Annotated in this window: 4 protein-coding genes; all 4 read left to right on the top strand. The window is 40.4% G+C overall.

Features of this window, described 5'->3' with window-relative positions:
• The first annotated feature begins 40 nt into the window (after positions 1-40).
• Entirely contained in the window at positions 41-1,099 is a 1,059-nt protein-coding gene (locus AC52RT_RS08460; protein WP_495540333.1) for an acyltransferase family protein, read from the top strand.
• A 709-nt stretch (positions 1,100-1,808) separates the two neighbouring features.
• On the top strand, positions 1,809-4,622 hold the full coding sequence (locus AC52RT_RS08455; protein ID WP_495540332.1) for a 2-oxoglutarate dehydrogenase E1 component: 2,814 nt from the start codon (positions 1,809-1,811) through the stop codon (positions 4,620-4,622).
• A 38-nt stretch (positions 4,623-4,660) separates the two neighbouring features.
• Positions 4,661-5,875, top strand: coding sequence for a 2-oxoglutarate dehydrogenase complex dihydrolipoyllysine-residue succinyltransferase (gene odhB / locus AC52RT_RS08450; protein ID WP_495540331.1), 1,215 nt, complete (start codon positions 4,661-4,663; stop codon positions 5,873-5,875).
• Positions 5,876-6,247: 372 nt separating this feature from the next.
• Positions 6,248-6,358, top strand: a 111-nt coding sequence (locus AC52RT_RS08445) for an FAD-binding protein (protein WP_495540334.1), incomplete at its 3' end; no start/stop codon positions are given.

Genomic DNA, 6,358 nt, shown 5'->3' with positions numbered 1-6,358 from the left:
TTACAATTGGCTAGACTAAAAAGTAATGGATGGTTTTATTATGATTAAAGAATGGAATTTATTACGTGTAATTGCTTGCCTAAGCATCGTTTTTTTGCATTGTACTACACAAATAGGTAAAAGCATTGGTTACCCAGATATTGAGAACTATCATTTTTATAGAATGTTATTATGTTATGCTACGCCTACATTTATTATCTTATCAGAAATTATTTTAGCCAATAGGTACCCTACTACACTTCCGAAGAATTTTTGGAAAAAAAGAATACAATATATTTTTATTCCTTATTTAGCCTTTGCAGTTATCGATGCACTTGTTTCACTATATCTTTCCCCTAATATGAATCTAACTCAGAAAATCATTGATAATGCTGTTTTTGGTAGATTTGAAGGATACTTTATTCTTATTATATTTCAGTTTTATTTTTTACATTACCTTGTAACAAAGTTCAAGCTTTCAATGGCTTGGATGATCCCGTTAAGTATGTATTTGATGGTATTTTATCTAGATATATTAAGACTTGTCCCAAATCTGAGTAGTCAATATGGGATGTCTGTATATATTCCTTTCCTTGCTTGGTTTGCGTACTTCACGATTGCGTACGCGGTAGGAAAAAATTATAAGACTGTTTCTAATCTGCTAGTTAAGTATAGATGGATTACAGTACTCCTGTTTGCAGCATCTATGGTTGTTATGTATATATCCTATGAAGCCGGAAATATAAGCGTATCATCGAAAAGATTTGATTTACTCTTATTTGTATTAGCTACAAGTGCAATGATTTTGGCTTGGGGACAAATTATACCTAATTACCGTATAATTAATATCATTAGTAATTATTCTTTTGGTATCTACTTATTACATTGGCAGGTGCAACGATTGATTGCTCCGTATTTTGCGGGATTTTTTGACCATACATCAACAAGAGTAGGGGCACTTTTTGTTAGTAGTTTGCTAATTAGTATGGTGATAATTAAAATTATATCACTTCTGCCATTTGGCTCTTATATTGTCGGACAAGTGAAAAAAACAAGGCCTATACAAAAAAATATGTCTAAGGATGAGCCGTTTTCTCCTCCGCTACAGGCTGTTAAATAGGTTTGGAAGTTAAAAAGCTTAGATTGTTTATCATAGAGGACAGAAATAATTGGATAGTTCGTATGTTATATCCTTATTTTCTTAACTAGCTTTTTGTTGTCGTTCTTTTGATACTTTAATCAGATTTTTGCCCAACATAGACCCACTCCTATTAAGGAGCGGGGTTATGTTGGGCTATTTTTGATAGAGAAATTTATTGGAAGTATATTCTTACCATAAAAGTACTTTTTTGGAGAGGTTGACTTTGTGAATAATTTCACTGTTGGAAAATTAGCAGAATGCTTGCGTTGATGGCTTGCTATCAGAAAAAAGATAAACAAAAAATGATTTACTGTAATTATCTCATCTCTTATCATTATTTTTTACAAATCTAGCAAGGTCTCCGGTGGTAAGACAAAGAGCGTTAGCCATTCTGGCCGTTGCAATCAATTTATGTACAAGGAACTCGTCATTTTTCAGAACGTCTAGCAGTTATCAGTGGAATTTCTATATTTATTGGCCTTACTCCAATTTAGAACCATCTATCCACCTATAACTAAGGGAGCCTTTTGGTTAGCTTTTAGGAGGTCTAGCGACACGGTGGTTTTGCTCTTTGATTTGTGTCTTATTCTTTCGCGGTTGCTATGGAATTTAATGCATTCATAATGGCTACTTTTATATATCATAAGGCAAGCAGCCTTTCTAACAATAATCTGGGAGGAAAAGTAACATGCAATTTAAAATGCTCCAAACTACATGGAAGGATTTCCATGGTCCGAATCTAGGCTATTTATTGGAACAATATGAACATTATCTCGCGGATGAAAGCCTGGTGGATGAAAGCTTTCGAAGCTTATTTTGCCAATGGGACTCTCCTGAAGCTGATGATTCCGAGAAGAAAAAAACAGGGCTGTCGGCCAATGAATGGATGCAGAGAATGAGCAAGTTTATGGCTGTCATGGACATGGCAGCAAATATCCGGAAAAAAGGCCATCTTGAAGCAGATATCAATCCAATTGAAAGGAGAGAATCTGTAGGCATTGGAGATATAAAGACGTACGGGCTGAGAGAAGAAGAGGTGAGAGAGATTCCAGTGGAATTTATTTTGCCTGGAATGAAGGGGAAATGCGCAGATGGTTTATCTGCTATTTCCTATCTCAAAGATTTGTATATGGATAAGATAGGTTATGAGATAGATCACATTAATGATGAGGAAAAGAAATGGTTTGAGGGGCATATCGAACGAGGATATGTGGAAGATGCCATCCGATTGATTGATAAAAAGAGGTTAATGGAGCAGCTAATGGCTGCAGAGGGATTCGAGCAATTTATCCATAAAAATTATGTCGGACAAAAGCGATTTTCAATAGAAGGGCTTGAAACATTGGTTCCGGCCATTGATGAGGTTGTGAAACTATCGGCTGAAGAAGAGATTAATCATGTGGTTATCGCGATGGCTCACCGTGGGCGTCTGAATGTTCTTGCTCATGTGATGGATAGGCCATATGAAGTGATATTCTCCCAATTCCAGCATTCCGCTTATCCAGGAAATAAACCGGAATTGAGTACTACAGGTGATGTGAAATATCACATGGGGACGATTGCAGAAAAAGTTTATGACGGAAAGAGAGTCACAGTGACTATGGGTAATAACCCGAGTCATTTGGAGATTGCTAATTCTGTTGTCGAAGGCTATGCAAGAGCGGCGCAGGAAGACCGGGCGAACAAAGGATATCCGGCTCAAGATTTTGATAAGGCTTTGTGCATTCTCGTGCATGGAGATGCAGCTTTCCCTGGGCAAGGGTGTGTAGCGGAAACCTTGAACTTCTCCCAGACGGCTGCCTACCATACAGGCGGAACCATTCACATCATCGCCAATAATAATATCGGTTTTACGGCTGAGACTTATGAATCTCGTTCAACCGAATATGCAAGTGATCTGGCAAAAGGTTTTAATATTCCGGTTATCCATGTGAATGCAGATGACCCGGAAGCATGCCTGGCTATCATGAGTTTGGCGTTTATGTATCGTCAAACATTTAATCGCGATATTGTTGTAGACCTTATGGGATATCGCCGTCTTGGTCATAATGAGATGGATGAACCGATGGCAACAAATCCAATGATGTATAAGAAGGTACGAGTCCATCCCACTATCACAGCTGTTTACCGGAAGCACGCGCTTGATTCGAATGCCATTACAGCAGAGGAAGCGATAATAATTGAGGAGAAGACGGTCGCCAAACTGAAAGAAGCCCATATTCGAATCTCCAAGGAGCAAGAGAAGATTCCTTCGCTTAAAGAGATGGTGAATGGTACTCTAGATTCAAGTTTAAAGGAAGATACGACGGTAGACCGTCTGACTTTATCGAAGTTGAATACAGAGCTTCTCGATTGGCCGAAGGATTTTGAGGCATTCAGGAAGGTGCAAATGATTCTCGAACGAAGAAAAGAGGTTTTTGAGAACAAAGGGAAGGTGGACTGGGGTCATGCAGAAGCATTAGCCTTTGCTTCCATCTTGAATGAAGGTATTCCTATTCGGATTACGGGGGAGGATTCGGAGCGCGGCACATTCTCGCATCGGCATCTCGTTCTTTCAGATAATCGTACTGGAGCAAAATATTGCCTGATGCATGGAATGGAATCAGCCAAGGCTTCTTTCGCTATCCATAATAGTGTGTTATCAGAAGAGGCTGTGCTCGGCTTTGAGTATGGATATAGCGTATTTTCCAAAGAAACGCTCGTTTTCTGGGAAGCACAGTTTGGTGACTTCGCTAACTGTGCCCAGGTACTATTCGACCAATTCATCTCAACAGGACAAGCGAAATGGGGGCAAAAATCCGGGCTTGTTGTCCTGTTGCCACATGGCTATGAAGGGCAGGGCCCTGAGCATTCCAGCGCAAGGCTGGAGCGATTCCTGCAGTTATGCGCTGAAAATAATATGACTGTTGCTAATCTCACTACAGCAGCGCAATACTTCCACCTGTTAAGAAGACAGGCTTTCATGCTGAAAAGCGATGAGGTTAGACCGCTCATTATCATGACACCAAAGAGCTTATTACGCAATCAAACAGCCGCCTGTTATATTGAGGAATTCACGAATGGTGTTTTCCAATCGGTGATTGAACAGCCTGGGTTAGGTACAGTGCCAGAAAACGTGGAACGAATTGTGCTCTGCACAGGTCATCTCGCAATTGAACTGGCTGAAAGCGTAAAAGGAAGGTCAAAAATAGAATGGCTCAATATCATTCGAGTCGAAGAATTATATCCTTTCCCGAAAGAAGATATTAAGAGGCTCATTAATCGTTATAAGAACTTGAAGGAGGTCATCTGGGTACAGGAAGAGCCAAAGAATATGGGGGCTTTCCGTTATATGGAGAAACATCTCATGGAAATAATACCATCTCATCTATCAATCTCCTATATTGGGAGACCGGAGATGGCAAGCCCAGCAGAGGGAGACCCTCTTGTCCATAAGAAAGAGCAGCAACGGATAATAAATCAGGTTTTCTCGGAAATGAAAGCGGGTTTCGCGATCAAGTAAGCCTGTTGAGTTTTAATAAGGAAGGATTGATTAATTAGATGGCCGAGGTAAAAGTTCCGGATTTGGCAGAATCCATTACGGAAGGCACAATTAGTGAATGGTTTAAAAAAACGGGTGATTACGTGGAAAAAGGTGATTACCTTCTCGAATTGGAAACAGATAAAGTAAACGTTGAGATTATCGCCGAGTATAGTGGTACTTTAGAAAGCGTTAGAAAGGGAGCAGGAGATGTTGTCCAAGTCGGAGAGATAATCGCAGTAATTGCAGAAGATATGGTTTCTTCTCCTGAGTGTAAGGAAGTCCCCCAGGCTTCATTGTCTACTCCTATAAAGAAGGAGGAAGTGTCATTAATTGATTTGCCGAAGGAGAAGGCGGTCATGGCTACTCCTGCTGCACGGAAGCTGGCACGTGAAAAAGGAATCAATCTTAGTCAGATTAAGGTAGTTGATCCAATGGGACGTGTGAATAGACAGGATGTAAAAGAAATATCCCGGAAATCGGGGGACTGGGACGCTCGATTATCAAAGCAACCATTCTATGCCAGTTCAGAAAACCCGATTGAGATTGTTAAGATGTCAAGCAGGCGTAAGACAATCGCGAAACGTCTTGTCGAAGTGCAGCATACGGCTGCCATATTGACGACTTTCAATGAAGTCGATATGAGTGCAGTCATAAATGTAAGGAAGAACCGAAAGGACGAGTTCCAGCAAGCCCATGATGTCAAATTAGGATTCATGTCCTTTTTCACTAAGGCGGTAATCGGAGCATTAAAGGCATACCCGGTATTGAACGCAGAAATTCAAGGGGAGGCACTCCTTCTCAAAAAATATTATGATATTGGCATTGCTGTCTCGACGCCAGAAGGCCTGGTCGTTCCTGTAGTGAAGAATGCAGACCGAATGAATTTTGCGGAGATTGAGAGAGAGATTATGGGTCTCGCTACGAAAGCTCGTCAAGCAGAACTTAGCCTTTCTGATTTACAAGGAGGCACGTTTACGATTACGAATGGTGGAATATTTGGCTCCCTGCTATCTACGCCGATACTAAATGCCCCGCAGGTAGGAATTCTCGGCATGCACTCTATTCAATATCGTCCAGTGGCTATTGATATGGAGCGGATAGAAGTTCGGCCAATGATGTACATTGCCCTCTCCTATGACCATCGAATTGTAGATGGCAGGGATGCGGTGGGATTCCTTGTGAAGGTGAAAGAATTGCTCGAGGATCCAGAAAAGCTTCTTTTAGAAGGATAATAGAGCAGAAGACACTGAGACGTTGTCATCGGAATTTTTTTCTGATTGGCAACGTTTTTTGTTTATAGGAAACTGAAGAAAATCAATAAATAATCCGTCTCATACAAGAAGCAATATAACTGTCGGGGGCTGGAAGACTGATTGAAGCGGCTTGATGGAATGAATAAAGAGCTTGGAAACGACAAATAAGAGAAGTATTATCATCTCTTACTCTAGTCTAATGTGGAAATAATTACTCATGTTGGTTTCTAAAAATTGATATTATTGAGCAATATTTATAGAGTATAGTATAGGAGAAATATTCTTCTTTTCTGCAGGTATTATTGCAAGCGTTGTCATCTGCAGGAACTTTACATACTGGAGGGGTTGGACATGGAAAAGAAGCAAACAGACACATTGGTGATTGGAGCAGGTCCTGGCGGCTATGTCGCAGCAATTAGGGCATCGCAGCTAGGGCAAAAGGTGATTGTGATTGAGAAAGAA

Source organism: Peribacillus sp. (genome assembly GCF_059453735.1).
The sequence above is the reverse complement of the archived record's forward strand: the minus strand, read 5'-3'. Positions and strand labels throughout refer to the sequence as shown.